This is a genomic window from Salmonella sp. A7, assembly GCF_020181675.1.
Taxonomy (GTDB): domain Bacteria; phylum Pseudomonadota; class Gammaproteobacteria; order Enterobacterales; family Enterobacteriaceae; genus Salmonella; species Salmonella enterica.
Genome location: NZ_CP084001.1, coordinates 2,647,285 through 2,672,244, shown reverse-complemented (window position 1 = coordinate 2,672,244; position 24,960 = coordinate 2,647,285). Strand labels below are relative to the sequence as shown.

Annotated in this window: 27 protein-coding genes, 1 tRNA gene and 2 pseudogenes; 13 read left to right on the top strand and 17 right to left on the bottom strand. The window is 46.0% G+C overall.

The genetic code is table 11. The features are described 5' to 3' along the window. The first annotated feature begins 92 nt into the window (after window positions 1-92). Together pepT and LCS67_RS13175 are read left to right on the top strand one after the other, a co-directional pair. Entirely contained in the window at window positions 93-1,322 is a 1,230-nt protein-coding gene (gene pepT, locus LCS67_RS13180) for a peptidase T (protein ID WP_000359410.1), read from the top strand. A gap of 3 nt (window positions 1,323-1,325) precedes the next feature. Continuing rightward, the gene (locus LCS67_RS13175; protein WP_023136608.1) at window positions 1,326-2,660 is read left to right on the top strand and encodes a hypothetical protein; all 1,335 of its coding nucleotides are present in this window, start codon (window positions 1,326-1,328) and stop codon (window positions 2,658-2,660) included. A 39-nt stretch (window positions 2,661-2,699) separates the two neighbouring features. On the opposite strand, the gene roxA is transcribed toward LCS67_RS13175, so the two are convergent. From roxA to rluE, 9 genes are all read right to left on the bottom strand, one after another. Further along, complete coding sequence (roxA, locus tag LCS67_RS13170; protein WP_000456514.1) at window positions 2,700-3,821, bottom strand: [50S ribosomal protein L16]-arginine 3-hydroxylase; 1,122 nt, start codon at window positions 3,819-3,821, stop codon at window positions 2,700-2,702. An 80-nt stretch (window positions 3,822-3,901) separates the two neighbouring features. Beyond that, complete coding sequence (gene phoQ, locus LCS67_RS13165; protein WP_001031687.1) at window positions 3,902-5,365, bottom strand: two-component system sensor histidine kinase PhoQ; 1,464 nt, start codon at window positions 5,363-5,365, stop codon at window positions 3,902-3,904. Further along, window positions 5,365-6,036: a two-component system response regulator PhoP gene (phoP, locus tag LCS67_RS13160; protein WP_001537766.1), complete on the bottom strand. Its 672-nt coding sequence runs from the start codon at window positions 6,034-6,036 to the stop codon at window positions 5,365-5,367. The genes phoQ and phoP overlap by 1 nt, the downstream gene beginning before the upstream one ends. A 126-nt stretch (window positions 6,037-6,162) precedes the next feature. Further along, a complete protein-coding gene (gene purB, locus LCS67_RS13155) occupies window positions 6,163-7,533 on the bottom strand; it encodes an adenylosuccinate lyase (RefSeq protein ID WP_000423766.1) in 1,371 nt (456 codons plus the stop codon). A gap of 3 nt (window positions 7,534-7,536) precedes the next feature. Then, window positions 7,537-8,178 (bottom strand): high frequency lysogenization protein HflD, encoded by a 642-nt coding sequence (hflD, locus tag LCS67_RS13150; protein ID WP_001519653.1) that lies wholly within the window; start codon window positions 8,176-8,178, stop codon window positions 7,537-7,539. Window positions 8,179-8,264: 86 nt separating this feature from the next. Further along, window positions 8,265-9,371 (bottom strand): tRNA 2-thiouridine(34) synthase MnmA, encoded by a 1,107-nt coding sequence (gene mnmA, locus LCS67_RS13145; protein ID WP_001293799.1) that lies wholly within the window; start codon window positions 9,369-9,371, stop codon window positions 8,265-8,267. A 53-nt stretch (window positions 9,372-9,424) separates the two neighbouring features. Next, a complete protein-coding gene (locus LCS67_RS13140; RefSeq protein ID WP_000476064.1) occupies window positions 9,425-9,886 on the bottom strand; it encodes an NUDIX hydrolase in 462 nt (153 codons plus the stop codon). Window positions 9,887-9,897: 11 nt separating this feature from the next. Continuing rightward, window positions 9,898-10,227 carry a lysozyme inhibitor LprI family protein gene (locus tag LCS67_RS13135; RefSeq protein ID WP_000825956.1) on the bottom strand — a complete coding sequence of 110 codons (330 nt, stop codon included), beginning with the start codon at window positions 10,225-10,227 and terminating at the stop codon, window positions 9,898-9,900. Next, window positions 10,224-10,889 (bottom strand): 23S rRNA pseudouridine(2457) synthase RluE, encoded by a 666-nt coding sequence (gene rluE / locus LCS67_RS13130; protein WP_001249415.1) that lies wholly within the window; start codon window positions 10,887-10,889, stop codon window positions 10,224-10,226. Before rluE ends, LCS67_RS13135 begins: the two co-directional genes overlap by 4 nt. 171 nt (window positions 10,890-11,060) lie before the next feature. On the opposite strand from rluE, the gene icd reads away from it, so the two are divergent. The 3 genes and pseudogenes from icd to LCS67_RS13115 form a co-directional block, all read left to right on the top strand. Continuing rightward, window positions 11,061-12,311 carry an NADP-dependent isocitrate dehydrogenase gene (gene icd / locus LCS67_RS13125; RefSeq protein WP_000444508.1) on the top strand — a complete coding sequence of 417 codons (1,251 nt, stop codon included), beginning with the start codon at window positions 11,061-11,063 and terminating at the stop codon, window positions 12,309-12,311. 447 nt (window positions 12,312-12,758) lie between these two features. Then, window positions 12,759-13,883, top strand: coding sequence for a type III secretion system effector SopF (sopF, locus tag LCS67_RS13120; RefSeq protein WP_023136605.1), 1,125 nt, complete (start codon window positions 12,759-12,761; stop codon window positions 13,881-13,883). Window positions 13,884-14,073: 190 nt separating this feature from the next. Next, window positions 14,074-14,154: pseudogene (locus LCS67_RS13115) on the top strand (tail fiber assembly protein); the annotation flags it as partial. Window positions 14,155-14,170: 16 nt separating this feature from the next. Here LCS67_RS13115 and LCS67_RS13110 read toward each other — a convergent pair. After that, window positions 14,171-14,316 (bottom strand): annotated as a pseudogene (locus LCS67_RS13110) (hypothetical protein); the annotation flags it as partial. A 611-nt stretch (window positions 14,317-14,927) separates the two neighbouring features. Here LCS67_RS13110 and pltB point away from each other — a divergent pair. From pltB to LCS67_RS13095, 3 genes are all read left to right on the top strand, one after another. Continuing rightward, a complete protein-coding gene (gene pltB / locus LCS67_RS13105; protein ID WP_000275697.1) occupies window positions 14,928-15,341 on the top strand; it encodes a typhoid-like toxin S-CDT binding subunit PltB in 414 nt (137 codons plus the stop codon). Between the two features lie 16 nt (window positions 15,342-15,357). Then, entirely contained in the window at window positions 15,358-16,086 is a 729-nt protein-coding gene (gene pltA / locus LCS67_RS13100) for a typhoid-like toxin S-CDT ADP-ribosylating subunit PltA (RefSeq protein ID WP_000733630.1), read from the top strand. A gap of 183 nt (window positions 16,087-16,269) precedes the next feature. Then, complete coding sequence (locus LCS67_RS13095; RefSeq protein WP_000158845.1) at window positions 16,270-16,812, top strand: glycoside hydrolase family 108 protein; 543 nt, start codon at window positions 16,270-16,272, stop codon at window positions 16,810-16,812. A 147-nt stretch (window positions 16,813-16,959) separates the two neighbouring features. Here LCS67_RS13095 and LCS67_RS13090 read toward each other — a convergent pair whose 3' ends face one another. Further along, the gene (locus LCS67_RS13090; protein WP_001277616.1) at window positions 16,960-17,337 is read right to left on the bottom strand and encodes a DUF1353 domain-containing protein; all 378 of its coding nucleotides are present in this window, start codon (window positions 17,335-17,337) and stop codon (window positions 16,960-16,962) included. 72 nt (window positions 17,338-17,409) lie between these two features. Next, the gene (gene cdtB / locus LCS67_RS13085; protein WP_001529135.1) at window positions 17,410-18,219 is read right to left on the bottom strand and encodes a cytolethal distending toxin S-CDT; all 810 of its coding nucleotides are present in this window, start codon (window positions 18,217-18,219) and stop codon (window positions 17,410-17,412) included. A gap of 497 nt (window positions 18,220-18,716) precedes the next feature. Here cdtB and LCS67_RS13080 point away from each other — a divergent pair, with 497 nt between their 5' ends. Then, window positions 18,717-18,881 carry a hypothetical protein gene (locus LCS67_RS13080; protein ID WP_001036547.1) on the top strand — a complete coding sequence of 55 codons (165 nt, stop codon included), beginning with the start codon at window positions 18,717-18,719 and terminating at the stop codon, window positions 18,879-18,881. A 210-nt stretch (window positions 18,882-19,091) separates the two neighbouring features. Here LCS67_RS13080 and msgA read toward each other — a convergent pair whose 3' ends face one another. The 4 genes from msgA to pagD form a co-directional block, all read right to left on the bottom strand. Further along, on the bottom strand, window positions 19,092-19,331 hold the full coding sequence (gene msgA / locus LCS67_RS13075; RefSeq protein WP_000497451.1) for a virulence protein MsgA: 240 nt from the start codon (window positions 19,329-19,331) through the stop codon (window positions 19,092-19,094). A 190-nt stretch (window positions 19,332-19,521) separates the two neighbouring features. After that, window positions 19,522-20,043, bottom strand: a complete 522-nt coding sequence (locus LCS67_RS13070) for an RICIN domain-containing protein (protein WP_001542631.1) — start codon at window positions 20,041-20,043, stop codon at window positions 19,522-19,524. Between the two features lie 416 nt (window positions 20,044-20,459). Beyond that, window positions 20,460-20,672 carry a cold shock-like protein CspF gene (gene cspF / locus LCS67_RS13065; RefSeq protein WP_001537306.1) on the bottom strand — a complete coding sequence of 71 codons (213 nt, stop codon included), beginning with the start codon at window positions 20,670-20,672 and terminating at the stop codon, window positions 20,460-20,462. Window positions 20,673-20,803: 131 nt separating this feature from the next. Then, on the bottom strand, window positions 20,804-21,067 hold the full coding sequence (gene pagD / locus LCS67_RS13060) for a virulence protein PagD (RefSeq protein ID WP_001605721.1): 264 nt from the start codon (window positions 21,065-21,067) through the stop codon (window positions 20,804-20,806). A gap of 806 nt (window positions 21,068-21,873) precedes the next feature. Here pagD and pagC point away from each other — a divergent pair. Both pagC and LCS67_RS13050 read left to right on the top strand, forming a co-directional pair. After that, window positions 21,874-22,431: a virulence membrane protein PagC gene (gene pagC / locus LCS67_RS13055; protein WP_000789469.1), complete on the top strand. Its 558-nt coding sequence runs from the start codon at window positions 21,874-21,876 to the stop codon at window positions 22,429-22,431. A 405-nt stretch (window positions 22,432-22,836) separates the two neighbouring features. Beyond that, window positions 22,837-22,913: transfer RNA gene (locus tag LCS67_RS13050), tRNA-Arg, on the top strand. A 754-nt stretch (window positions 22,914-23,667) separates the two neighbouring features. Here LCS67_RS13050 and LCS67_RS13045 read toward each other — a convergent pair. Next, window positions 23,668-24,012 (bottom strand): c-type lysozyme inhibitor, encoded by a 345-nt coding sequence (locus LCS67_RS13045; protein WP_000977725.1) that lies wholly within the window; start codon window positions 24,010-24,012, stop codon window positions 23,668-23,670. Window positions 24,013-24,389: 377 nt separating this feature from the next. On the opposite strand from LCS67_RS13045, the gene LCS67_RS22740 reads away from it, so the two are divergent. Next, the gene (locus tag LCS67_RS22740) at window positions 24,390-24,515 is read left to right on the top strand and encodes a hypothetical protein (RefSeq protein WP_000758944.1); all 126 of its coding nucleotides are present in this window, start codon (window positions 24,390-24,392) and stop codon (window positions 24,513-24,515) included. Window positions 24,516-24,726: 211 nt separating this feature from the next. Next, on the top strand, window positions 24,727-24,957 hold the full coding sequence (locus LCS67_RS13040; RefSeq protein WP_077909914.1) for a hypothetical protein: 231 nt from the start codon (window positions 24,727-24,729) through the stop codon (window positions 24,955-24,957). Window positions 24,958-24,960 lie beyond the last annotated feature (3 nt).

Here is a 24,960-nt window from a genome sequence, read left to right as displayed (position 1 = left end):
TATTCTTGTTTGCAGGGATAAAAGTGACCTGACGCAATATTTGTCTTTTCTTGCTTATTAATAATGTTGTCACGAAAAGTGAGGGTGACTGCATGGATAAACTACTTGAGCGTTTTTTACACTACGTATCGCTGGATACCCAATCAAAGTCGGGTGTTCGGCAGGTTCCCAGCACTGAGGGGCAGTGGAAGTTACTACGTTTGCTCAAACAGCAGCTCGAAGAGATGGGGCTGGTTAACATTACATTAAGCGAAAAAGGGACGTTGATGGCGACGCTCCCGGCCAATGTTGAGGGGGATATTCCCGCCATTGGTTTTATCTCCCATGTGGATACCTCTCCGGATTTCAGCGGTAAAAACGTTAACCCGCAGATTGTCGAGAATTATCGCGGCGGCGATATAGCATTAGGGATTGGCGATGAGGTGTTGTCACCCGTGATGTTCCCGGTACTGCATCAATTACTGGGACAGACGCTGATTACTACCGATGGTAAGACATTGCTGGGCGCGGACGATAAAGCCGGCGTTGCGGAGATCATGACTGCGCTGGCGGTGCTGAAAGGTAATCCTATTCCCCACGGCGACATTAAAGTGGCGTTTACGCCTGACGAAGAGGTAGGGAAAGGCGCGAAGCACTTCGATGTTGAGGCATTTGGCGCGCAGTGGGCCTATACGGTCGACGGCGGCGGCGTGGGCGAACTGGAGTTTGAAAACTTCAATGCCGCCTCGGTGAATATCAAAATCGTCGGCAATAACGTGCATCCTGGTACGGCGAAAGGCGTGATGGTCAATGCGCTGTCGTTGGCGGCGAGGATTCACGCGGAAGTGCCGGCGGATGAAGCGCCTGAAACCACCGAAGGTTACGAAGGGTTTTATCATCTGGCCAGCATGAAAGGCACCGTTGATCGGGCCGAAATGCACTACATCATTCGCGATTTCGACCGTAAGCAGTTTGAAGCGCGTAAACGCAAAATGATGGAGATTGCCAAAAAAGTCGGTAAGGGACTGCATCCGGACTGCTATATCGAGCTGGTGATAGAAGACAGTTATTACAATATGCGCGAAAAAGTGGTTGAACATCCGCATATTCTCGATATCGCCCAGCAGGCCATGCGCGACTGTCATATTACGCCGGAGATGAAACCGATTCGCGGCGGTACAGACGGAGCGCAACTGTCGTTTATGGGCCTGCCGTGTCCTAATCTCTTTACCGGCGGATATAACTATCATGGTAAACATGAGTTTGTGACGCTGGAGGGGATGGAAAAAGCGGTACAGGTGATTGTACGTATCGCGGAGTTGACGGCGAAGCGCGGCCAGTAGCGAATGTTACGCATTGTGGTGAAGCGTTTTATTATTTATGGCGGGATATTTTCCGCCATAAATTTTTCTGCCTGGAGCGCCGAATATCCGCCTTCCTGGTCTCAGCGCCAGCAACAATCTGCAGCATGTTTTATGACCGGCGATGAAACCTGCATAACGTTTATTGATGATGCGGTGAGGCTGGCCTCGCGGCAATATGGCAAACGCTCAATACAGCTTGTTCGTAGCCTGCTATTACAAAGCGATATTTATCAATGGCTGGGTAAACCGGAGTTAACGCCGCAAATGCTGCTGCGAGCGCGGGCAATCATGAAAACATTTCCGGCGGGCACTTATCCGGGCGATCGGGCCGATATGTTTGAACACCTGGCGGCCTTTAATGTTTACAGTAACGATCGTTATATAGAGTATTCACCGACAGAGAAGTGGCGATACGAGATCAAGGTTGATTACCGTCAGCAGATAGCCTGGCAAGAGCAGGCATTAACGTGGCGGCTTAAAGACAAAAAGGCATCGACGGAGGCATTGGTTTATACCTTAAACAGGATGCGCGACGCTTATTCTGAGGCGCTGGAAGAGTGGGATGTCGAATGTGATAGTGCGCGTAAAGCCTATTATTTGGCGAAGATAGACGCAACGGAGCAGCAGTGGCTGGGCGTTATTTTACGAGATAAAACCTGGGATAATCGTGAGCGCGTCGCCTCTTTTTTGCAGCAGAAAGCAAATATTGCTTATAATGCAGGGCATATTAGCGAGGCGATTAATGCGCTAAGTCAGGCGCTAAAAATTGAGCAAACGCTTTATGGCGCCGAATTCGGCGAAATGACGGTTGACAGCAATAATCTTGCTGGCTTTTATGCACAGGGCCATCATTATAAGGAAGCGAAAGATCTCTACCTTAAACTTATCGCGTATTACCAGAGCCGTTTAACGCCAATGGCGACGGTAATATCACGATTACGCTTTTATTTGCCCGAAAACATCGACCTGGACAGTACTTCCTTCTATCTCCCATTGCTGGAAGAATATAAACGTCGGCAGTCTGACGTATCAATGGTGTTGCATGGTATTTCGCTGCTTTATCAGAATAATCAACAGTTTGAACAAGCAAAATACTTTGCGGAACGCGCCTTTACGCTTGATGCCGTAGCTTATCCAGCAAAGATGCAGTATGAACGATTACAGCAATTGGCTAATATTGCCGAAGGTCTTGGCGATAACGTACTGGCGCGACGTTACCGACAATTGTCATTTCGCCATCGAATGGCCCACTCGATTTACCCAAGCGATCCGCAATATAACGATTTCGCCAAACCTAGCGGCGATCGTTGTGGATAGTTTGCGTCAGCCCGGCGGTCGCCGGGCATTGCGATGTTCTTATCCTTCGAAGAACCAGTACCCGCTATTCACCAGCGCCGCCAGCATGGCGAGGAAGGACGGGTCTTCCAGCGCATCGCCGAAGTTTTCAGCGGTTAGTGCAATATGACTGGCGAGCGCCTCCAGAGCGGGGCGATGCGGGGAGTCTATTTTTTCGCCATTCGCATAGACCTCATCGCCGATACGCAATACGCGAAGCCCGCCGAGACGTACTAATACCTCGCCTTGCTTTAAGGCATCGTAAATCTCATCAGGCTGATACGGCGGCTCCGGCGGCGCAATATCCAGTTCGTGGCGTGACTGAGAGAGAAACTCGCCAAGCCACTGTTGGAAATGCGCGGGTTGATTGATCAAATCGAGCATCATATTACGCAGTTTATCCATCTCCTGCGGCAGGATATCCGCCGGATGCTTGCGGGACGGCATATCCGGATCGCTGTAGTATGTATTGCCCAACTCCCGTTGCAGGACGTAATCGGCAAAACCGCTGATCAGCTCACGGCTATTGGGCGCGCGAAAACCGACCGAATAGTTCATGGCGTTTTCCAGCGCATAGCCTTCATGCGGGAATCCTGGCGGAATATACAGAATGTCGCCCGGCTCCAGCTCTTCATCAATAATGGCCTCGAACGGATCGACTTGTAACAGGTCGGGATGTGGGCAGTGCTGACGCATTTGCAGCTTTTCGCCCACGCGCCAGCGACGGCGACCGGTTCCCTGGATAATAAACACATCATACTGATCCAGATGCGGGCCAACGCCGCCGCCGGGGACGGAAAAGGAGATCATCAGATCGTCGATACGCCAGTCCGGCAGAGCGCGGAACGGGCGCATCAAGGCGGCGGTGGGTTCATGCCAGTGGTTTACCGCCTGTACCAGCAGCGACCAGTTGCTCTCACCCAGATGATCGTAGCTTTCGAAAGGGCCATGGCTGACCTGCCATTTGCCATCCTGATGGCTAACGAGACGGCTGTCGATTTCGCTTTCCATCGCCAGCCCCGCCAGCTCATCCGGCGAGAGCGGATCGATAAAGTTGCTAAACCCACGTTTTAACACCACCGGGCGTTTTTGCCAGTGGCGTTCAAGAAAGTCGGGCCAGTTAAGAGTTAATTGGTATTCCATGTTAAGTATCCGCAGGCTGGTATCTGACACCGATTATAACGGATGCTTAACGAGATGCGTGGAAGAACGCACAGAAATGTTTATTCCTCTTTCTGTGTGGGATGCTGTCGGCCAAAAACGACCTCCATACGGGCACCGCCGAGCAGACTGTCGCTGGCAATGATCTGCCCGGCGTATTGTTCCGTAATCTCGCGCGCGACAGCCAGCCCCACGCCTTGTCCTGGTCGTAGGGTATCGGCGCGCTGACCGCGATCAAACACCAGGGAACGTTTGCTGTGGGGAATGCCTGGGCCGTCATCTTCGACGAAAATATGCAAATGATCGTCGGTCTGGCGAGCCGAAATCTCGACAAACTCCAGGCAATATTTACAAGCGTTGTCCAGTACGTTGCCCATTACTTCGACAAAGTCGTTTTGCTCGCCAACAAAACTGATCTCTGGTGAAATATCCATACTGATATTCACCCCTTTACGCTGATAAACTTTATTGAGCGCGGAGATCAGGTTATCTAACAACGGCGCGACGGGATGCAGTTCGCGGCTTAACAATACGCCGCTACCGCGCATACTGGCGCGATGCAGATAATAGCCGATCTGCTGGGAAATCCGGCTGATCTGTTCCAGCATCACCGGTTCAGCTTTGCTGACGCTCATCTTTTCGTTGCGTAAAGAGCGTAACGTACTCTGCAAAACCGCGAGCGGCGTTTTTAAACTGTGCGTCAGGTCGGTCAGGGTCGTGCGGTATTTGTTATAACGTTCACGCTCGCTTTTGAGCAGTTGATTAAGGTTGCGCACAAGGCTGGTCAGCTCACGCGTCGTCTCCGGATTGAGCATTTCGCGGTGATGATCTTCAAGCTCGCGGACTTCCCGCGCCAGCGCCTCGATAGGGCGTAAGCTCCACCAGGCGGCGATCCACAGTAAAGGAATGACTAACAGTAAATTGGCGGCCAGCACGTATACGAACCAGCTCCACACCATATAGGAGCGTTTTAGTTCTATCGGAATGGTATCGACCACCACGATGGTTAACTGCGGCATCCGCGCCGTGGCAGGATAAATATTTACCGCTACCGAGTGGGTCATCTCGGCATCATCGTCATCTTCACGTACTTCTTTGAGTTTTTCCTGCGCGGAATGGTCTTCGCTCAACAGCGTGCTGGTGGCGTCTACGTTGGTTTCAATTTCATGGAAGCCGTTCGTTTTTAACCATTCCGGTTGAATGCTTTTAATCAGCCAGGGAATGTTGCGCTGCGTCCATAATAATTTGCCCGTTTCATCGTAAATCAGCGTCATGGTCGGGCTTTGCATGTCCAGATTTTCAGGCAGCTCAACGCTGATTTTATTATTTTCCCATTTGGCGAGGGTATAAAACAGGTTGCTTTCGCCGCGCAGCAAACGAAAGGTGGTTTTATCAAAACTTACGCTATAGCCGACCAGCGCCACTATGCCATATGCCAAAGAAAGCACCAGCACGACGCCGGCTGTCGCCAGCAAAAAACGAACCCGCAGCGACAGCGGCAGAAAATGGCGAGCAAATTTATTCATTAGCGCAATTCAAAAAGATATCCTTGTCCGCGTACGGTGGTAATGACATCGTGCGGATACTGGGCCTGTATTTTTTTCCGCAGACGCCCCATGAGAACATCAATGGTATGACTTTCCCGCAGTTCCGCATCCGGATACAGTTGAAGCATCAGCGAATCCTTGCTGACCACTTTACCGTTGTTACGGATAAGCGTTTCCATAATGGTGTATTCGAACGCCGTGAGTTTGATGACCTCTTCATTGACGGATAATTCCCGGCGTGAGAGATCCACCTGGAACGGCGGGATGTTGATCACCTGGGAGGCCAGACCGCTATTACGGCGCATTAACGCCTGCATACGCGCCATTACCTCTTCGATGTGGAATGGCTTCGTTACGTAGTCATCGGCCCCGGAGCTGAGAACCTCGACTTTATCCTGCCAGCCTTCGCGCGCGGTTAACACCAGAACCGGCAGTGAAACATCACTGCTGCGCCAGCGGCGTATCAAGGAAAGGCCGTCTTCATCCGGCAGACCTAAATCGACAATAGCGATATCCGGAAGGTGTTCATTAAGGTAGTAATCAGCTTCCCTGGCATCTTCTGCGGCATCGACCTGGTGACCTGAATCCTGGAGCTGAACCTTCAGGTGGTGGCGTAATAATGCATTATCCTCTACAACCAGTACGCGCATCATCTCTTCTCCCTTGTGTTAACAATAAGAACAGTCTAGCGTTGATTATGGTGCTTTGGGGATAAACAGTTAATAAACCAGACAAATAGTCACCCTCTTTCTGAAGAAAAGAGGGTGAGGCAGACATTATTTAAGTTCGTCGACCAGAGTCACAGCGCGACCGATATAATTTGCCGGCGTCATGGCTTTAAGGCGCGTTTTTTCTGCTTCCGGCAGGGCCAGACTATCAATAAACTGTTTCATTCCTTCGGCATCAACACGCTTGCCACGGGTCAACTCTTTCAGTTTTTCATATGGTTTTTCAATACCATAGCGGCGCATGACGGTCTGGATCGGTTCGGCTAATACTTCCCAGTTGTGATCCAGTTCGTCAAGCAGATGATCGCGGTTTACTTCCAGCTTGCTGACGCCCTTCAGGGTGGACTGATAAGCGATAAGCGCATAGCCGATGCCGACACCCAGGTTACGCAGAACGGTTGAGTCGGTCAGATCGCGCTGCCAGCGGGAAACCGGCAGTTTGTTTGCCAGATGGTGCAATACTGCATTAGACAGACCGAGGTTGCCTTCTGAGTTTTCAAAGTCAATGGGGTTAACTTTATGCGGCATGGTAGAAGAACCGATCTCCCCGGCGATGGTTTTCTGTTTGAAATGGTTCAACGCAATATAGCCCCAGACATCGCGATCGAAATCGATCAGGATGGTGTTAAAGCGCGCGATACAGTCAAACAGTTCCGCAATATAATCATGCGGTTCAATCTGGGTGGTGTAAGGATTCCACTGGATGCCCAGTGAGGTGACGAACTCTTCGCTGAACTGATGCCAGTCAACTTCCGGATAGGCGGCGATATGCGCGTTATAGTTGCCTACGGCGCCGTTGATTTTACCGAGGATCTCCACCTGGTTGAGCTGGCGGAACTGACGCTCCATACGGTAAGCCACGTTAGCCATTTCTTTGCCCAGCGTAGACGGGGTGGCAGGTTGACCGTGGGTACGGGAGAGCAGAGGGATATCGCGATACTGTACGGACAGATCTTTCACTGCATCGATAAGCTTACGCCAGTATGGCAGGACTACTTCGTCGCGAGCGGTTTTCAACATCAGCGCGTGAGACAGGTTGTTGATGTCTTCTGACGTACACGCGAAGTGGATAAACTCGGAAACGGCATGCAGTTCCGGGATATCAGCCACTTTTTCTTTCAGGAAATACTCAACTGCCTTCACATCATGGTTAGTCGTACGCTCAATGGTTTTAATGCGCGCGGCATCTTCTTCATTGAAGTTTGCAACAAGCGTATCCAGGTAACCGTTTGCGTCGGCAGCAAAAGCAGGAACTTCCTTGATCGCTGCGTGCGCGGCTAATTTCTGCAGCCAACGTACTTCGACTTGTACACGAAATTTCAGCAAACCGTATTCGCTAAAAATTCCGCGCAGCGCGCTGACTTTATCGCCGTAGCGTCCATCGACAGGGGAAACGGCGGTCAGTGAGGATAATTCCATAGATCATAACTCCGGGGTTAAATGAGCAAGAATTTGTTTTGCCTGAGTCGTCAGGCGATGACGAGAAAACATAAGCTGTAGGCGACCACCGCCTACCTGATGCCAGAGCACGGCTGCACGGATGCCTGCCAGTAGCGAAGCGCGGACTTTGGCCTGAACCTGCGGACTTTGCAGAACGGCCGGGGAGCCCGTCACCTGAATGCGCGGGCCCAATGGGCTAATCACATCCACGTAGATGCCCGCCATGGCGCTCATTAACGTGTCTGACTGTAAATCAAAATGGTCAAGCTGGCGCTGCAGGCCGTTAATTCGATCGCCTAACGTATTCAACGCGCCTTTGGCGGATGACAGCTTGCGCTCCAGCACCATCAGGCTAAGCGTATAACGCGTCAGTTCGGCGTTAAGTCCTTGTCGGCTGCTGGCATTCAGCACGCCGAGCAGTGTTTCCAGACCAAGACGCAGGTTAGCTTCGCTGCCGCCGAACACGCCCAGAGTAGAACTGGGATTCATATCAATGACACTGTTGAGTGAAACGTGCAACGCGTCGGCATCACAGTGCCCCTGGTGCGCCAGTTGTTGCACCAGGCGTGCCGACTGGCAAATGCCAGACAGCGCGAGGGTGATGTCATAATAATTCTTTGCCACAATCACTGCTTCCTTGTATCAAATAAAATACACTTCATCTTTTAAGCCGCTTTGAGGCGGCTTGAATGATGTTGTGTATTGAATAATCAGACCGTCAGCGGCAGTCGCTGCTCGATAATGCCGCCGCCCAGGCAGACTTCGCCGCTGTAAAAGACAGCGGACTGGCCCGGCGTAACGGCGGCAACCGGCTCGTCAAAAATGACCTCGATACGATCGTCATCCAGCGCGTTAATCGTGCACGGAATATCGGTCTGGCGGTAGCGGGTTTTTACCGTACAGCGCAGGGTGCCGGTGAACGGTTCGCGATCGACCCAATGTAGCTGCTGGGCGATGAGGCCTACCGACATCAGGCGTGGGTGCTCATGCCCCTGAGCGACAATTAACACATTGTTTTCAACGTCTTTATCCACCACATACCAGGGGTCTTCGCTACCGTCTTTGGTGCCGCCGATTCCCAGCCCTTTACGCTGACCGAGCGTATGATACATCAGACCCTGATGCTCGCCGATTTCATCGCCGTCAACGGTAATAATTTTCCCCGGCTGCGCAGGCAGATAGCGCCCTAAAAAGTCGCGGAACTTGCGCTCGCCGATAAAGCAGATACCGGTAGAATCTTTTTTCTTGGCGGTTACCAGCCCCAGATCTTCGGCGATTTTACGCACCTGCGGTTTTTCCAGCTCGCCAACCGGGAACAGACTTTGCGCAATCTGCTCATGGCCAAGCGTGTAGAGGAAGTAGCTCTGATCTTTGTTGCCGTCGAGCCCGCGCAACAACCGGCTTTTGCCGTTTACATCCGCGCGGCGAACGTAGTGACCGGTGGCGATATAGTCGGCGCCTAAATCTTCTGCGGCAAATTCAAGGAAGGCTTTAAATTTGATCTCTTTATTGCACAGAATATCCGGGTTCGGCGTACGGCCCGCTTTGTACTCTTCAAGGAACAGTTCAAAGACGTTATCCCAATATTCTGCGGCAAAATTGACGGTATGCAGTTCAATGCCAAGCTTGTCGCACACGGCCTGCGCGTCAGCCAGATCGGCTGCTGCGGTACAGTATTCCTCACCATCGTCCTCTTCCCAGTTCTTCATGAACAGGCCTTCTACCTGATAACCCTGTTGTTGCAACAGCCAGGCGGAAACGGAGGAATCGACACCGCCGGACATGCCGACGATCACTTTTTTTGGGTTTTCTGACATTGGAATACTCGCGACATTGAACTTCAAGGCGGCGTATTCTACCACGCAGCCCTTTACTTGACACCCTCTGTAAACGGCCAGTTAAATTCGCCCACTATGGATAAGGGGTAACGTTGTCCCGTTTGATAACTGCGAATGCTTTCAGCCACCAGCGGAGAACGTAAATTCGGCGCGTTCAGAATCTCGTCGGCGCTCACCCAACGGCAGCAATCGATGTCATTGTCATGGGGGGCAGTCGCGCAAATATGATCAAGCTTGATAGCGAATAAAAAGCGCAGGAACGGGGTCTTATCCGGCGCAATCCACTGATGCATACGGATAAAATACTGTGGTTGCGCCGTGATGCCAGTCTCTTCCCACAGTTCACGCGCGGCGGCCTGCGCCAGCGTTTCATCTGCCTCCAGGTGTCCGGCAGGTTGATTCCATAACGATTTACCGTTGATGGTCTCTTCCACCACCAGAAATTTATCTTCGGCATGTACGATGCAGGCAACGGTCACGTGCGGCTTGAACATAGGCATCCTTATTACAGCGGTTTATCAATGTGGTCATAGATCGCGTCAAGCTGTTTCAGACGCTCGTTATAAGCTTTTGTCAGGCAGGTGACGTCGGCCTTGCACTGCTGACGCTGTTTAAGCCAGCTCTGCTGGGCGTCCTGCAGGGCGCCGCGACTGCCCATCGCGAACAACCCTTTCAGAAACTGATATTTGGTGTGCATTTCCACGTCTTTATCATTCAGCGTCAGGTGCGCGCAGATAGCCTTTTCATCCGCAGCCTGCGCTTTCTGGCAGTCGAAGCTGGCCGCATTGACGGATAACGGTGTTAATAAAGCAAAAGCAATGAGAAGCCGTTTCATCTGTCTTTCTCCTGTGCGATCTCGCGCCACTGTCCATTATCGAGGCCGTTGAGCGTGTAGTCGCCCATGCTGTAACGAATTAATCGTAGAGTGGGATGACCGACATGCGCTGTCATGCGTCTTACCTGGCGGTTGCGGCCTTCATATAAGGTGACTTTTAGCCAACTGGTGGGAATATTCTTCCGCTCGCGAATCGGCGGGGTGCGCGGCCACAGCCAGTCAGGTTCCGCGACAATCTCAATACCGGCGGGCAGGGTAGGGCCATCGTTGAGCGTGACGCCAGTACGAAGCGCCTGTAGCGCTTCATTATCCGGGATGCCTTCTACCTGAACATAGTAAATCTTGCCGGTGCGCTTGCCCGGTTGCGTGAGGCGCGCCTGCAGCGCGCCGTCATTAGTCAGCACCAAAAGCCCTTCGCTGTCGCGGTCCAGGCGGCCTGCGGCATAAACGCCTTGCACAGGAATAAAATCTTTTAACGTGCGGCGACCTGCTTCATCCGTGAACTGCGGCAACACATCGTAAGGTTTATTGAACAAAACCACGCGTTTTGGCTGGTTTTCTTTCCGTGATTTAGATGCTTGTCGTGAGCTGAATCGCTTAACGTAGTGATTTCTAAAAGAAGTTTTTTGCATGGTGTTTTCAGAACTTATTAATTGCCGCATTATAGCGCAATAATGAGTGTCTTTCATGGCGGCAAACAATAGGGTAGTATTGACATGCTCATTACAAAACATTAACAAAAAATTGCTCTAACGCAGTCGTGCAGCAGGACGCCATTGCACATGCAGCGCGATGACAGACGAGCAAACCAGAAGCGCTCGAAGGAGAGGTGAATGGAAAGCAAAGTAGTTGTTCCGGTGGAAGGTAAGAAGATCACCCTGCAAAACGGCAAACTCAACGTTCCTGAGAATCCGATTATCCCGTTTATTGAAGGCGATGGTATCGGTGTTGATGTCACTCCAGCCATGCTTAAAGTGGTCGATGCCGCCGTCGAGAAAGCCTATAAAGGCGAGCGTAAAATTTCCTGGATGGAAATTTACACCGGAGAAAAATCCACACAGGTTTACGGCCAGGATGTCTGGCTTCCCGCTGAAACCCTTGATTTAATTCGTGATTACCGCGTAGCGATTAAAGGTCCGTTGACCACGCCGGTTGGCGGCGGTATCCGCTCTCTGAACGTTGCCCTGCGTCAGGAGCTTGACCTGTACGTTTGTCTGCGTCCCGTTCGTTACTATCAGGGCACGCCAAGTCCGGTGAAACATCCGGAGCTGACCGATATGGTCATCTTCCGTGAAAACTCTGAAGATATCTACGCCGGAATTGAATGGAAAGCTGACTCTGCAGACGCTGAGAAAGTGATCAAGTTCCTGCGCGAAGAGATGGGCGTGAAGAAAATTCGCTTCCCGGAGCACTGCGGTATCGGTATCAAACCGTGTTCTGAAGAAGGCACTAAACGTCTGGTTCGCGCGGCGATTGAATACGCTATTACTAACGATCGCGATTCCGTCACGCTGGTACATAAAGGCAATATCATGAAGTTCACCGAAGGCGCGTTTAAAGACTGGGGCTACCAGTTGGCGCGCGACGAGTTCGGCGGTGAGCTTATTGACGGCGGTCCGTGGCTGAAAATTAAGAACCCGAACACGGGTAAAGAGATCGTGGTTAAAGACGTTATCGCCGATGCGTTCCTGCAACAGATCCTGTTGCGTCCGGCGGAATACGACGTTATCGCCTGTATGAACCTGAACGGTGACTATATTTCCGATGCCCTGGCGGCTCAGGTTGGCGGTATCGGTATTGCACCGGGTGCGAATATCGGCGACGAATGCGCGTTGTTTGAAGCCACTCACGGGACTGCGCCGAAATATGCGGGCCAGGATAAAGTCAACCCAGGCTCCATTATTCTGTCTGCGGAGATGATGCTGCGTCACATGCAGTGGTTCGAAGCGGCGGATCTGATTGTTAAAGGTATGGAAGGCGCGATTGCCGCGAAGACCGTGACCTATGACTTTGAACGCTTGATGGAAGGCGCTAAGCTGCTGAAATGTAGTGAGTTTGGCGACGCGATTATCGCAAATATGTGATAACGATAATTGTTAAAAACTAAAACGGGGACTTAACGTTCCCGTTTTTATTTATTAGCATTCGAACGGTTATCAAAATAATTTATCAAAACTCCCTCAATTCAGACCGCAATAGTAATCTATCCTTTACCCCGATCGTCATGGTAACCTGAGCCCCCCTGAAAGTTGATAGTTACCGGTTTTGATTGTAGTGGTTTTCTTTATGATGTGTGGTTTGGCTATTTTTTGAAAGTGCCTTATCAGATTTGTTGTTATTATCAGGATAATATTTCAATAAAAGGTGATAATTTATAGACTGCAATAGTGGGTAGATTAAGTATTTTATGAAATTATTAGTATGCTTTATTTGCACTTCTACAAGGCGGCTAAGAAGTGTTGAAATATCAGCCTGATAAAGAATACATCAGCGAAAGTGAATACTATTAGTCGTAAAAATTCAGGAGACATATGCTCAAACCTATCTGCTATAGTGGAAGTGTAAAGGTTCCGGAATATCTGGAAACAGATAAGGAAAAAAATGTCGGACATACTCCTCTGTCTTCAGACATTCAGCAAGTTAAAAATGTTGTTGAAGATGTTCCGCCATTTCCAGAAAGCAGAGCGGCGAGAGGTTCTGTAAGCGCAGCGTACAGGCTTTCTTTTGATGAAGTGTTTTGCGGTCTCAGCAATGAAGAACGTAAAAAGGCGTACGGTCGCCTTTTCGGAAAACAAGTACTTGCACATATTCATTCCAGGTGTCAGCGCGACGCTAACATAATAAGAGAAAAAGCGCTCAGGCGGATAAGCCGTGAGTGTGGTGCCGAAATAGATTGCGCTCTCTTGCTAAATAAGATGGTGGATGTTTTACAAAATGCCCGGCTGACAATAAATTTTAATGCAGCAAAAATTGACTTTGTCTCTCTCTTAAAAAATAAAGAATATCTGAACTCTTATGCATTAGGTTGCAGACCAGGCGATTTACCTGCTTATAATGTCGGACGTGATTCAGTTGAAACTAAAGCATTTGAACTGGAGAAGCTTACAGATTCACCTTATGCCCCATATGGTCAGACAGGCGGTTTTTCCGTAGCATATACTCCCAACAGTAAAACTTTTAGCCCTACAAGCAGACCAATTTATGCTGCACTGGACTTTCTGAACGGTGAAAATGGAGGTGCCAGCGCCTATGGGAAATCATTTTTTGAATTAAATGATAATGTAAAAACAAATTGTACATTTTCACCTTTTGATACCTACGGCCACAGATTTGGTCTGGATACGAGTAAATTATCTACATTTTGGCATATGGAGAACCTGATCGCATCCTGTCAAAATGATTTTTTTGGTTATAATTGCTTTAAGAGTTTGGTTAAAATGGCTAAGGGCGAAAAGTTTTTAGCTCACTCTAATTATGGTACAGGCTATGAAGGGAATTATATAGAGGCTCATATCCATGGTGATGTATGCTTATTTAGAGATATAAAACACGTTTATTTGTCGTTGCAAGAAAATTCTTACTCGAAAAGTCAACTATATGATTATGCAAAACAAATAAACCAGGCGCTTAATAGAGACTGCATAATATTATATTGACAAGCTTATTATCAGTTTCTTGAAAAGAGCTTTAAATGATCATGAGCGCATATTTCTTGAGGTAGGCAGTAACTGCTTTTATATTTATTAGCTTAGGACCGCTCTGGCAGATACCTGTGTGGCACTTCAGTATGGCCTGGCAAAATAGAGGAATATGGACCAGCAGAAGCGCCTGCTGGCTACTTTTCACCTTAAATCGCTGGACTTCAGCGGCGCTTCAGATGAAGCGACCTTCACAGTCATCAGGTGGCCTGCATTACCACAGGAGTGATTTACTGGCTATCGATGTTCCTGCTCATCAGGTTTTTACGCCATCTACGAACATTTATTCTGCTATAAGTTGAAATACTGTAAAAATATTAAGGCTTATTATTTTTTCTTTAGGTAAATTTTCGCGCAACAAACTTGGATGCGGGAATGTTTGAAATATCATTGCCTTATACTAGATCTCAGCGACCTACAACTCACAACTTTATTAGATCATCTTTCTGAACATATTACTTTTCTGGCGGTTATCAACAATAGGGTGACTAAATTGCCTGACACTTTACCTGGAGGGTACAGACTGATTACGCGGGTAGGATCACTACACTGGAAAAAGATTGCCAGTTAATAAGATGTCGTCCATGATTCAGTTGGATGATAATGATTTATTCCCCACTCTTTGATCCTATAATAGTGATCTGATAGTTATCCAGAACGTTCTTGCAAAGAGCGGACTTGTTAAATTATCGTCAATTTCTTAATGAGTTATGTCCTGCTTTGCTGAAAATGAAAACCAGTAGACAGACGACGGCGATCAATATGAGCCGGAAGTACCTGTGTTATTACCGTGGCAGGAATTCTGTAACTGATAAAACAGGTGTGCTTATTATCAGTGATGAAATTTTTATATATGTATCAATTGCTATTCACAAGTAATTTGAGTGTTTGTTGTGGTTGGTAACATTGTGTTGAAGTAAATCATGATAGACTGGATTTAGATGTGATGAGATATAATAAATTTGTGCTTTGTTAATGATTTTAAATGTACAGGAGAGTAGTATGTATATAAATAAGTTTGTGCCTGTTTATACATTATTAATTCTCATTTATTCTTTTAATGCCAGCGCTGAGTGGACAGGAGATAAAACGAACGCCTATTACTCAGACGAAGTTATCAGTGAATTACATGTTGGTCAGATAGATACTGGTCCTTATTTTTGCATAAAAACGGTTAAAGCTAACGGTAGTGGTATACCTGTTGTTGCATGTGCGGTATCAAAGCAGAGCATATGGGCACCCTCCTTTAAAGAACTTCTTGACCAGGCAAGATATTTTTATAGTACAGGGCAATCCGTAAGGATTCATGTTCAAAAAAATATCTGGACCTATCCGCTTTTTGTAAATACCTTTTCAGCAAATGCTCTTGTGGGACTATCATCGTGCAGTGCGACACAATGCTTTGGCCCCAAGTAAGAGGGGGGAAGAAATAATGAAAAAGTTAATACTCTTAACCTTATCTATAGTTAGCTTTAATAACTATGCAGTAGATTTTGTGTATCGTGTGGACTCAACCCCGCCGGACGTTATTTTTCGCGATGGGTTTTCACTACTTGGGTATAACCGTAACTTTCAGCAATTTATCAGTGGAAGGTCATGTAGTGGTGGAAGTAGTGACAGTCGCTATATTGCAACAACCTCAAGTGTTAATCAAACATATGCTATAGCCAGAGCGTACTATTCTCGCTCAACATTCAAAGGTAATTTATACAGATATCAGATTCGTGCAGATAATAATTTCTACAGCTTGCTCCCATCCATCACCTATCTGGAAACGCAAGGTGGTCACTTTAATGCTTATGAAAAAACGATGATGCGATTGCAAAGAGAGTATGTTTCCACATTATCTATTTTACCCGAGAATATTCAAAAGGCCGTGGCGCTTGTTTATGATAGCGCAACAGGTCTGGTAAAGGATGGTGTAAGCACAATGAATTCCAGTTATTTAGGTTTAAGCACTACGTCTAATCCTGGCGTGATACCTTTTCTTCCGGAACCGCAGACGTATACCCAACAACGAATTGATGCATTCGGCCCATTAATAAGTTCATGCTTTTCAATAGGTAGCGTATGTCAATCACATCGAGGGCAAAGAGCTGACGTATACAACATGTCTTTTTATGATGCAAGACCTGTAATAGAACTTATACTTTCTAAATAAATGAAACTTACCTATGTTGCCTATTAAATTAAACAGACCGTTTATTAGTGGTCTGGTTAATATTGTTTATTAAGTTGGCTATCCACTTAAGTTTATATACTTCAATAAGTTTTTTATCAGATTCATTGCATTATCAATCATAGCATTCAGGTACGTATTTTATTAATATTAGAAGGAGTCATTATGACTAAAGATGAAATCTTTGCATCTATCCTTAGTAGAGAAGGCGGTTACGTTGATCACCCTGACGACAGGGGGGGACCAACGCATTGGGGTATAACCCTGACGACGGCCCGGGCTAATGGCTATATGGGGGATATGCGGAATCTTACCCGTAATCAAGCATTAAAAATCCTTGAGGCAGATTATTGGTATGGTCCACGACTTGATCAGGTTGCCATTATCTCTCACTCTATCGCAGCTGAGCTTTGTGATACTGGTGTGAACATGGGACCCTCAATCCCGATTAAGTACTTCCAGCGTTGGCTTAATGTTTTTAATGATCAGCAAAAAATTTATCCGGATTTGATAGCAGATGGTCAGATTGGGCCACGGACGCTTTCGGCACTAACATTTTTTCTCTCTCACCGGAGAGATGAGGGCGAAATGATACTTATCCGGGCATTGAATTGTAGTCAGGGACAACGCTATCTGGAGTTAGCTGAAAAGCGCCAGGCGAATGAGTCATTTGTTTATGGATGGATAAAGGAACGGGTAAGGTTGTAATCCCCTTACTTACCACTATGGCGGTTTGTGATGATAGCATATAATGATATATTCACACAGAGAACTGGTGAAAGCCACTAAGTCTTATTATTACTATATTAAGGCGTCAGGTTTTTCTATAGTTCTTTGTGTGTTAAAAACGAGAAATTAATTATGTTGTATGGTATGAGAATGATAGTATTTCCAGCCAAATATTCTTACGGCTAAATACATTATTATCCTTTTCCATTTTGGCACGCCCAGAACTTTCATTCCATCCAGGAATATGAGATCGGACTCTTTTCTGTTACGTAATGGATAATGATACAGGTAGTCATGAATGATTGCCGCTTTGGCATATTCACCATCCGGTGGTAATAATGACCAGAAAATACGCGGAACAGTGGCAAGGTCGGTAACGAATCCTACCGGTACTTCAATGACATCATTTTTATCTTCACTGAGATAAAACCTGAATGGCTCATAAACACGCCATTTATAATGACCTAACATTTCCATAATTGCTGGACTGGTAAAACAACTCATAATTTTACCTTATAATAAATATATATTCTGCACCTTACGCTCAAAGTACATGTCGTCAACGCTATTTACTCATTAACAGCTTCGTGCCAAAAAGGCTACGGGATAATGATCAGAAGCGAGTTGTGGATTACGTAATGCTTCAACCCTTTGTGAATAAGGTGCTCGATCGACAATGACCCCATAATCTAAAATACCACCGCCAATTTGCGTGGGTTCTGTAGGTGCGAGTACGGCTACAACTCGTTCCAGATGCTCAGTCATCAGGTCATTTTCAAGTCTGTCTGGGCTGCGATTAAAATCCCCGGCAAGAAACCAGGATAAATGCCGCATCTGAGGTTGTCTAAAAAAATTAATGGTAACCCTGACAATAGCTGCAGCATCCGGACCTCCACTAGCCAGTGCGTGCGCTGTCAGAAAAACATCATTACCCAGTCCGATGCCAATGACGGGGCGAGATGCGACAGTTGTCGGACGCAAGACATAAACATTATCCGCTCTTTGTCTGGAAACTATTGCCAGATTAACACGGCGTGCTCCAACATCAATAGCCGAGTGGTAGATATATCTTATATCCTGACGGCTGGTGGTTCCGAGATTCCAGGTGTATTCATCAATGGGAATACCCACTCCAAAAGGCTGAATATGTCGTCCGGTAGGAACCGCTGAGGTGGGAACAGCACCGGCCTCCTGTACCATAAGAATATCCACACCGGCAGTACCACTTAAAAGCTGTCTGACATTGACATTCCATTTACTTTCTGTAGATGCTGAAGAGCCCTGAAGATTCCAGGTCATAACTTTGTAGTCACTGATATTAGCGCAGGCAAAAGAAATATAGCTGCAGATGATCATGGTCAGAAGGAAAAAAACAGGTTTTTTCATGATATCTACTCTCCCGATTATTACTTTTTTATCTGAATGATATATGTGTTCATAACCCATTGTTTCATGACGTTGATTTTATTCTGGCAATGCCTGACTTGTTTCTGGTTCTATGTCTTGTGCAGATAGTAAGATACATAGCCTAACGTCAATAAAACTAAAATAGATGTCTATTACAGAGGTAAAATGATAGTTTATTCAGTACAATCAATTAATTATTGTTAATACCAAAGAAACAACTATAGATAAACAACTAACTGAATTTAAAACTACATTCACTTATCTCATTGTAACTGTATTGGGTTGATTTATATGCGGAAATAGAGATTCGATATCATTAGTACTTTATAAGTAAACATAAATTTTTAATTACCAGGATTATTATATCCCTGTGTGGAAGGTAACATTTCATCTATTCTCATTCTTGTAGTGACACAGTAAATTTGGTCACCTGATTAAAGGTGATATTCTCACCTCAACACAAAACAGGTGACTTAATGAACAAGAAAACCGGACAAATTAATGGATACATCTTGAACGACTACAATAGCGTCAGACCTCACCATTATAACGGTGCACTGATGCCGGAAGAACCTGAGAACAGGTACCGTTTTTACTGTAAAACCGTGACCAATATTATCGATGCGCAGCAAAACGTATAATTCGTTGATAGGGCTTACAGGCGTGGCACTGGGCAAAACATTCAGTGGCAAGGACTGGCGCTGGCGGCATTTGGCAAATAGAATGTTGACCATGCGATAAACGCCACTTCCGCTACATGTTCTGAGTGGTGGCGTTTGCGTTATATCGTCACAGACAGCGCCTCAGGGCGCTGTTTTCGATCGGATATGTCGCTTTCGCAGGAGGGGACGTTATTCGGCGACCAGCCACATATCAGCCTCTTCAAACATCTCTTCCAGCATACGGTGCAGCCGTTCTTTCTCGGTTTTTGTACAGTCACTGTTTAATGCGTTCGCCTGCATTGGCTTAACTTTCACTTGCGCATCGGGAAAAAGTTGATGTACACGTTTTGTGAGTTCATTGAGGATGATTTCGCGTGCGCCTGGCAAACCTTCAACATTTCGCTTGTCATAAACGAGTTCGACGAACATCGCCATTTCCTTTTTACTGGTTGGATGACCAGTATTTAAGCTGGGTATATAACTGGTGTCAAGGTTTAGCCGCCGTTTTGTCATCCTGACGTTGCGGGCGTAAAGTAAATTGACCGCACGTGGAAGTAAAGGTCGCTAACCTGTTGTCGTTTCATGAGGTTAGCGGCTCTCTCTTCACAGCGGTGTCCTGCTACCTGATGGTAAATTCCAGGGCACGACTAAAATCGCAATCGGCCAATACAACAGGGTCGCCTTTTCTGACAATAATGCTATTTGTGCCCAGGCATTTTCGGCTCTGCTTCCCCTTGATTTTGTTATCATCAGTGAGCCAGCGCTGGTTATCATTACCCGTGCATGAATAAAGAATGATTGGCGTGCCTTCTTTCGTACCCTGTCCTGCAGCATCCAGACATTTCTCACCCTGCGTGATTCTGTCTCGGTGAAATAAGAAAAGCTGAGATTGCACATGCTTACACTCCCGCAGCGTCAAACGATTCTGTTGATCTGAGCCTGTATCAAGGCACAGACCATCAGTTGTCCGAATTTGTTCCGCGTCATTTATGTAATAACCACCGGAATTAATCTGGTTTTGTGTAATGACCGGGAACGACAAATTAATACTATAAGGTGCGGGTAAGCCGTTCGTCGTACACCCACATAAAATAGAGGAGAGGCAGAGAACCAGTGTGGTTTTTCCTGAAAGCAAAGTCATTCAATTATTACCCTAAAAATAAATAGCGTTACAACTATATTGGCGATTTATACCCACTGAATATGACGTAGCATTGAGCGGCAATAGAGATAATTCCGATAGAATCACATAAATACTTCGGTTAAATGCGCGCAGCCAGCCACTCCTGTGACGATGGGTATATAGCGTTAAATACTTTTGCAATATTAGATGCTATCACAGTGAAAAACGGCTGTACATTTCTTCACGTTAAACAAAGTGAGAAGGGGGCTGACACCCGATATATGATAAGAGAGGTCACGGGAGTCATCAGCAAAATAAATCCTTTAGATTTTCGTCACTGAAAACATTCTGCAGCCTTTCAGGCAAAGCCTCATAGCAGACTGCGGAGGTATACGGGCTCGCTAAATTTTTCTGAAAAAATGCCGAGGGACGAATTATGAAAGATAAACGTTGGCGGCGGTAGGTCCGCGGAGGCCATTAATACGACAAAACTCAACGCGTATACCGGGGATAAGCGCTTCTGTTTCGTGTTGGCGACATGCTGAAATGTGGACCTGAACATCTTTGCGTCCATCGGAGGGGGTGATGAGACCTTTACCGCTCTTACAATCAAAGGTTTTGACAATTCCTGTCATTTTACGAGACAAATAAATTCCTTAATGAGGATAACGAGGCGCACTATACACGTCAGGATAAATAATGCCAGCTATACTTGATGGCAATCAAGATTTCCGGACGGCTAAAAGTAGTCGTTCGGCACCATTGTAGATAAAGAACATTATGTTCTGGAGAAAGTATTCCCTTTCCTGGCGTCATTGACTGGTGCGGACATCATGGGTTTTGCCGTCGGGCAGGATGGTGAACTAATCTGCCTGGCTTGCTTTTTATCGGTACTTGCAGGCGGCTGCGGGGTTTTACTACCAAAATCGTAGATAAAAATTTCCCATGATGCCTGTTGTAAACCAGGATAATGGCCTGAACTGGCCAAAACATGGAATGAAAAAATAAGTAATGACCAAAGTATAAAAGCATGATGTTTCATAACGCCTCCTGTTATACGCAATGACTTGTGAAGTTCATCTCCAGAATTATGGAACGTCATTGGCATTTTTTATTCAACGAAGAGTTAACTATTCTTAATAATAATGGGTTTTATAGAGAAATAGACTTTTTTATCGGGTTTTCAATATTTGCGTCCGTTATTATTTTTCTGGAATGTAAATTCTCTCTCAACACAGGTGATATTTATATTGTAATTGTGGTATTGATTCTATTCTTATAACAAGAAATGTTGTAACTGATAGATATATTAAAAAGGTTAAATCGGAGCGGGAATAAAGCGTGTTGAGCATCATAGTGAATATGGTTACGGCACCAGCGATGGCATATAACATTATTTCGGCTGGAGCATCAAGTGAGGACTGTGAAGCACAATGAGATATGTTCTGGTTATATGGCGAGTTTGCTTACTGATATGTTTTTAGCCGATCGGCGTCAGGTCTCTTAATGTGGTTTTGAGATTTTTATTTAAATATCAAAAGGTTGCATGGCAAATTTGTTGTTCTATAGTGGCTAAACACTTTATGGTTTCTGTTAAAAATATATGCGTGAGAAAAATTAGCATTCAAATCTATAAAAGTGAGATGACATTGTAGAACCGGTTACCTTAAGGAGCGATAGAGAACTTCGGTAGTAAAAATCTCTTTCAGGAAGTAAACGTATCAGGAGCGATAGTGGTGAATTATTCGTGGTTTTGTCGATTCGGCATAGTGGCGATAACTGAATGCCGGATCGGTACCGCAGGTGTTTAAACACACCGTAAATAATAAGTAGTATTAAGGAGTTGTTATGAAAAATATTATTTTATCCACTTTAGTTATTACTACAGGCGTTTTGGTTGTAAATGTTGCACAGGCCGATACTAACGCCTTTTCCGTGGGGTATGCACAAAGTAAAGTTCAGGATTTCAAAAATATCCGAGGGGTAAATGTGAAATATCGTTATGAGGATGACTCTCCGGTAAGTTTTATTTCCTCGCTAAGTTACTTATATGGAGACAGCCAGGCTTCCGGGTCTGTTGAGTCTGAAGGTATTCATTACCATGACAAGTTTGAGGTGAAGTACGGCTCTTTTATGGTTGGGCCAGCCTATCGATTGTCTGACAATTTTTCGTTATACGCGCTGGCAGGTGTCGGCACGGTAAAGGCGACGTTTAAAGAACATTCCACTCAGGATGGCGATTCTTTTTCTAACAAAATTTCCTCAAGGAAAACGGGATTTGCCTGGGGCGCAGGTGTACAGATGAATCCGCTGGAGAATATCGTCGTCGATGTTGGGTATGAAGGAAGCAACATCTCCTCTACAAAAATAAACGGCTTCAACGTCGGGGTTGGATACCGTTTCTGAAAAGCATAAGCTATGCGGAAGGTTCGCCTTCCGCACCGCCAGTCAATAAAACAGGGCTTCTTTACCAGTGACACGTACCTGCCTGACTTTTCTCTCTTCGTCATACTCTCTTCGTCATAGTGACGCTGTACATAACATCTCACCAGCATAAGCACAGATAAAGGATTGTGGTAAGCAATCAAGGTTGCTCAGGTAGGTGATAAGCAGGAAGGACAATCTGGTGTAAATAACGCCAGATCTCACAAGATTCACTCTGAAAAATTTTCCTGGAATTAATCACAATGTCATCAAGATTTTGTGACCGCCTTCGCATATTGTACCTGCCGTTGAACGACTACTGAAAAGTAGCAAGGTATGTATCTTATCCAGGAGAGCACCTTTTTTGCGCCTGGCAGAAGTCCCCAGCCGCCACTAGCTCAGCTGGATAGAGCATCAACCTCCTAAGTTGATGGTGCGAGGTTCGAGGCCTCGGTGGCGGTCCAATGTGGTTATCGTATAATGTTATTACCTCAGTGTCAGGCTGATGATGTGGGTTCGACTCCCACTGACCACTTCAGTTTTGAATAAGTATTGTCCTGCAATACTGTTACAGAATAATTTCATTTATTACGTGACAAGATAGTCATTTATAAAAAATGCACAAAAATGTTATTGTCTTTTATTACTTGTGAGTTGTAGATTTTTCTTATGCGGTGAATCCCCCTTTGCGGCGGGGCGTCCAGTCAAATAGTTAATGTTCCTCGCGAGCCATATTGACTGTGGTATGGTTCACCGGGAGGCACCCGGCACCGCAATTTTTTATAAAATGAAATTCACACCCTATGGTTCAGAGCGGTGTTTTTCTACATCAGGTGGGCAAGCATAATGCAGGTTAACGTGAAAGATATGAGCAATAGCAGAAACCTGTGATTTCGTTTATGGCCTGGGGATTTAACCGCGCCAGAGCGTATGCAAGACCCTGGCGCGGTTGGCTGGTAATCGTTCAATAGTGCGAATATGAATGGTTACCAGCCGCTGTGAATTCTACCTGGGCCACTTAATAAAGCAAAACATTTAAGCACTAAACAACGACAATTAAGACAGTTCGAACTTTTCTTTAAAAATAGGATTAGCCATGTTTAAAAGTGGTTACTAATTAGCCATTATTTTATTGTAGTGATTCACATATTTTTTAACGTTACGTTACAGGAAGGTTGAAGTGGAAATGCCTGATGAGCCTTCAGGCATTTCTGAAGGTTAGTTAGCTAAGGAACAGTTACTGAGAACAGGTTTATCATCACCTTCCACCAGTTCAGCCGTTTTGCCTTTGGTATAAAGTTTATAAGTATAATTTTTGTCTATGGCTTCGTAATTTGCTCCGGAGGCCATTTTCATTAACCGCATCGGGATCATCTCGTTTACCTGACTGATAATCGCATAGGCGTTTCCAGCCTCAGTGTTGACGTAAATCACCTCCATAACCTGGTTATCATTACAGGTGTATATAGATTTAGAAATCTCCTGCGAAGCTGCTATAGAGGTGGTACTGGCGCTAAGCGCAGCGAGAAAGAGGGTAAATGGGATCAATTTACGTTTCATCATTAGTATCCTTTGTGCATAAAATTGTCGTTAATTCCCTGAAGAACGGGAGATAAAGCGGCATCAATACGATGAATGCTGTAGTATTCCTGTTTACTGACGAAAAGTGCGCCAGAAAAGCGTATTATAATTTATCCATCACTGACATATGTGATGAGTAGACAAATCTTAAAATCATAAACTATAGGCTGCAAATCATTATGACGCGATAGAAAATGATTGTCACCACTGCTCAATACTATGGCATAAAAACCGAAGAAAACGGTACTGTTCACTGTCTCGTTTCATACGATATCTGTCAGTGAAACTATTTCTTCAAATGATGGTCTTTTTATTATCGATCAGATAATGACATCAACAGGGGTTATTCAGGAGTATATGTGAAAAAGTGGCTTATAGGAGGGATATTGATCGCAAGTTTTCTGACCGGTTGTCTGATGTGGCACAACATTGATAAATGGTTTAATAAAGATATCGAATTTTTCTACGCCGGAGACGATGACTAAAATTCCTGTCAGTTGGCAACGGGTGTCATATCTTCAGGTATGGCGCCCGGAGTAGCCGGGCGCAAATTGTAGATGTATAAATGTCATTTCAAATGTCTTTTCATTAAAATTTTAGCGACAACATGGACACCCACTATCGCGTGCTAACGACCCTCTGAAGTCACAAGATGAATAAGCCAGTTTTTTGTTTCAGCGGTGACTGAAACATATTTTGTTCCTGGTGGGCTTACCGCCAGTTGCTGAAAAAGACAACGCTGATGTAACTGTTGCAGAGACTGACGAATACGACGACCGTGAGTTTTATTTTTGGCGACCATACTTCCTCCCAAAAGGCCGCCCGAAGGCGGCGCTGGGTTTGATAATGGAGAAGGACGTTGGTCACTGCCATAACCAACCTGCATATATTAATGCAATTGATAATCATTATCAATTGAGCTGGTGAAGA

Coding starts and splice junctions, on each gene's coding strand:
- pepT (WP_000359410.1), top strand. CDS start 93: ATGGATAAACTACTTGAGCGTTTTTTACACTACGTATCGCTGGATACC.
- LCS67_RS13175 (WP_023136608.1), top strand. CDS start 1,326: ATGTTACGCATTGTGGTGAAGCGTTTTATTATTTATGGCGGGATATTT.
- roxA (WP_000456514.1), bottom strand. CDS start 3,821: ATGGAATACCAATTAACTCTTAACTGGCCCGACTTTCTTGAACGCCAC.
- phoQ (WP_001031687.1), bottom strand. CDS start 5,365: ATGAATAAATTTGCTCGCCATTTTCTGCCGCTGTCGCTGCGGGTTCGT.
- phoP (WP_001537766.1), bottom strand. CDS start 6,036: ATGCGCGTACTGGTTGTAGAGGATAATGCATTATTACGCCACCACCTG.
- purB (WP_000423766.1), bottom strand. CDS start 7,533: ATGGAATTATCCTCACTGACCGCCGTTTCCCCTGTCGATGGACGCTAC.
- mnmA (WP_001293799.1), bottom strand. CDS start 9,371: ATGTCAGAAAACCCAAAAAAAGTGATCGTCGGCATGTCCGGCGGTGTC.
- LCS67_RS13140 (WP_000476064.1), bottom strand. CDS start 9,886: ATGTTCAAGCCGCACGTGACCGTTGCCTGCATCGTACATGCCGAAGAT.
- LCS67_RS13135 (WP_000825956.1), bottom strand. CDS start 10,227: ATGAAACGGCTTCTCATTGCTTTTGCTTTATTAACACCGTTATCCGTC.
- rluE (WP_001249415.1), bottom strand. CDS start 10,889: ATGCGGCAATTAATAAGTTCTGAAAACACCATGCAAAAAACTTCTTTT.
- icd (WP_000444508.1), top strand. CDS start 11,061: ATGGAAAGCAAAGTAGTTGTTCCGGTGGAAGGTAAGAAGATCACCCTG.
- sopF (WP_023136605.1), top strand. CDS start 12,759: ATGCTCAAACCTATCTGCTATAGTGGAAGTGTAAAGGTTCCGGAATAT.
- pltB (WP_000275697.1), top strand. CDS start 14,928: ATGTATATAAATAAGTTTGTGCCTGTTTATACATTATTAATTCTCATT.
- pltA (WP_000733630.1), top strand. CDS start 15,358: ATGAAAAAGTTAATACTCTTAACCTTATCTATAGTTAGCTTTAATAAC.
- LCS67_RS13095 (WP_000158845.1), top strand. CDS start 16,270: ATGACTAAAGATGAAATCTTTGCATCTATCCTTAGTAGAGAAGGCGGT.
- LCS67_RS13090 (WP_001277616.1), bottom strand. CDS start 17,337: ATGAGTTGTTTTACCAGTCCAGCAATTATGGAAATGTTAGGTCATTAT.
- cdtB (WP_001529135.1), bottom strand. CDS start 18,219: ATGAAAAAACCTGTTTTTTTCCTTCTGACCATGATCATCTGCAGCTAT.
- LCS67_RS13080 (WP_001036547.1), top strand. CDS start 18,717: ATGAACAAGAAAACCGGACAAATTAATGGATACATCTTGAACGACTAC.
- msgA (WP_000497451.1), bottom strand. CDS start 19,331: ATGTTCGTCGAACTCGTTTATGACAAGCGAAATGTTGAAGGTTTGCCA.
- LCS67_RS13070 (WP_001542631.1), bottom strand. CDS start 20,043: ATGACTTTGCTTTCAGGAAAAACCACACTGGTTCTCTGCCTCTCCTCT.
- pagD (WP_001605721.1), bottom strand. CDS start 21,067: ATGAAACATCATGCTTTTATACTTTGGTCATTACTTATTTTTTCATTC.
- pagC (WP_000789469.1), top strand. CDS start 21,874: ATGAAAAATATTATTTTATCCACTTTAGTTATTACTACAGGCGTTTTG.
- LCS67_RS13045 (WP_000977725.1), bottom strand. CDS start 24,012: ATGATGAAACGTAAATTGATCCCATTTACCCTCTTTCTCGCTGCGCTT.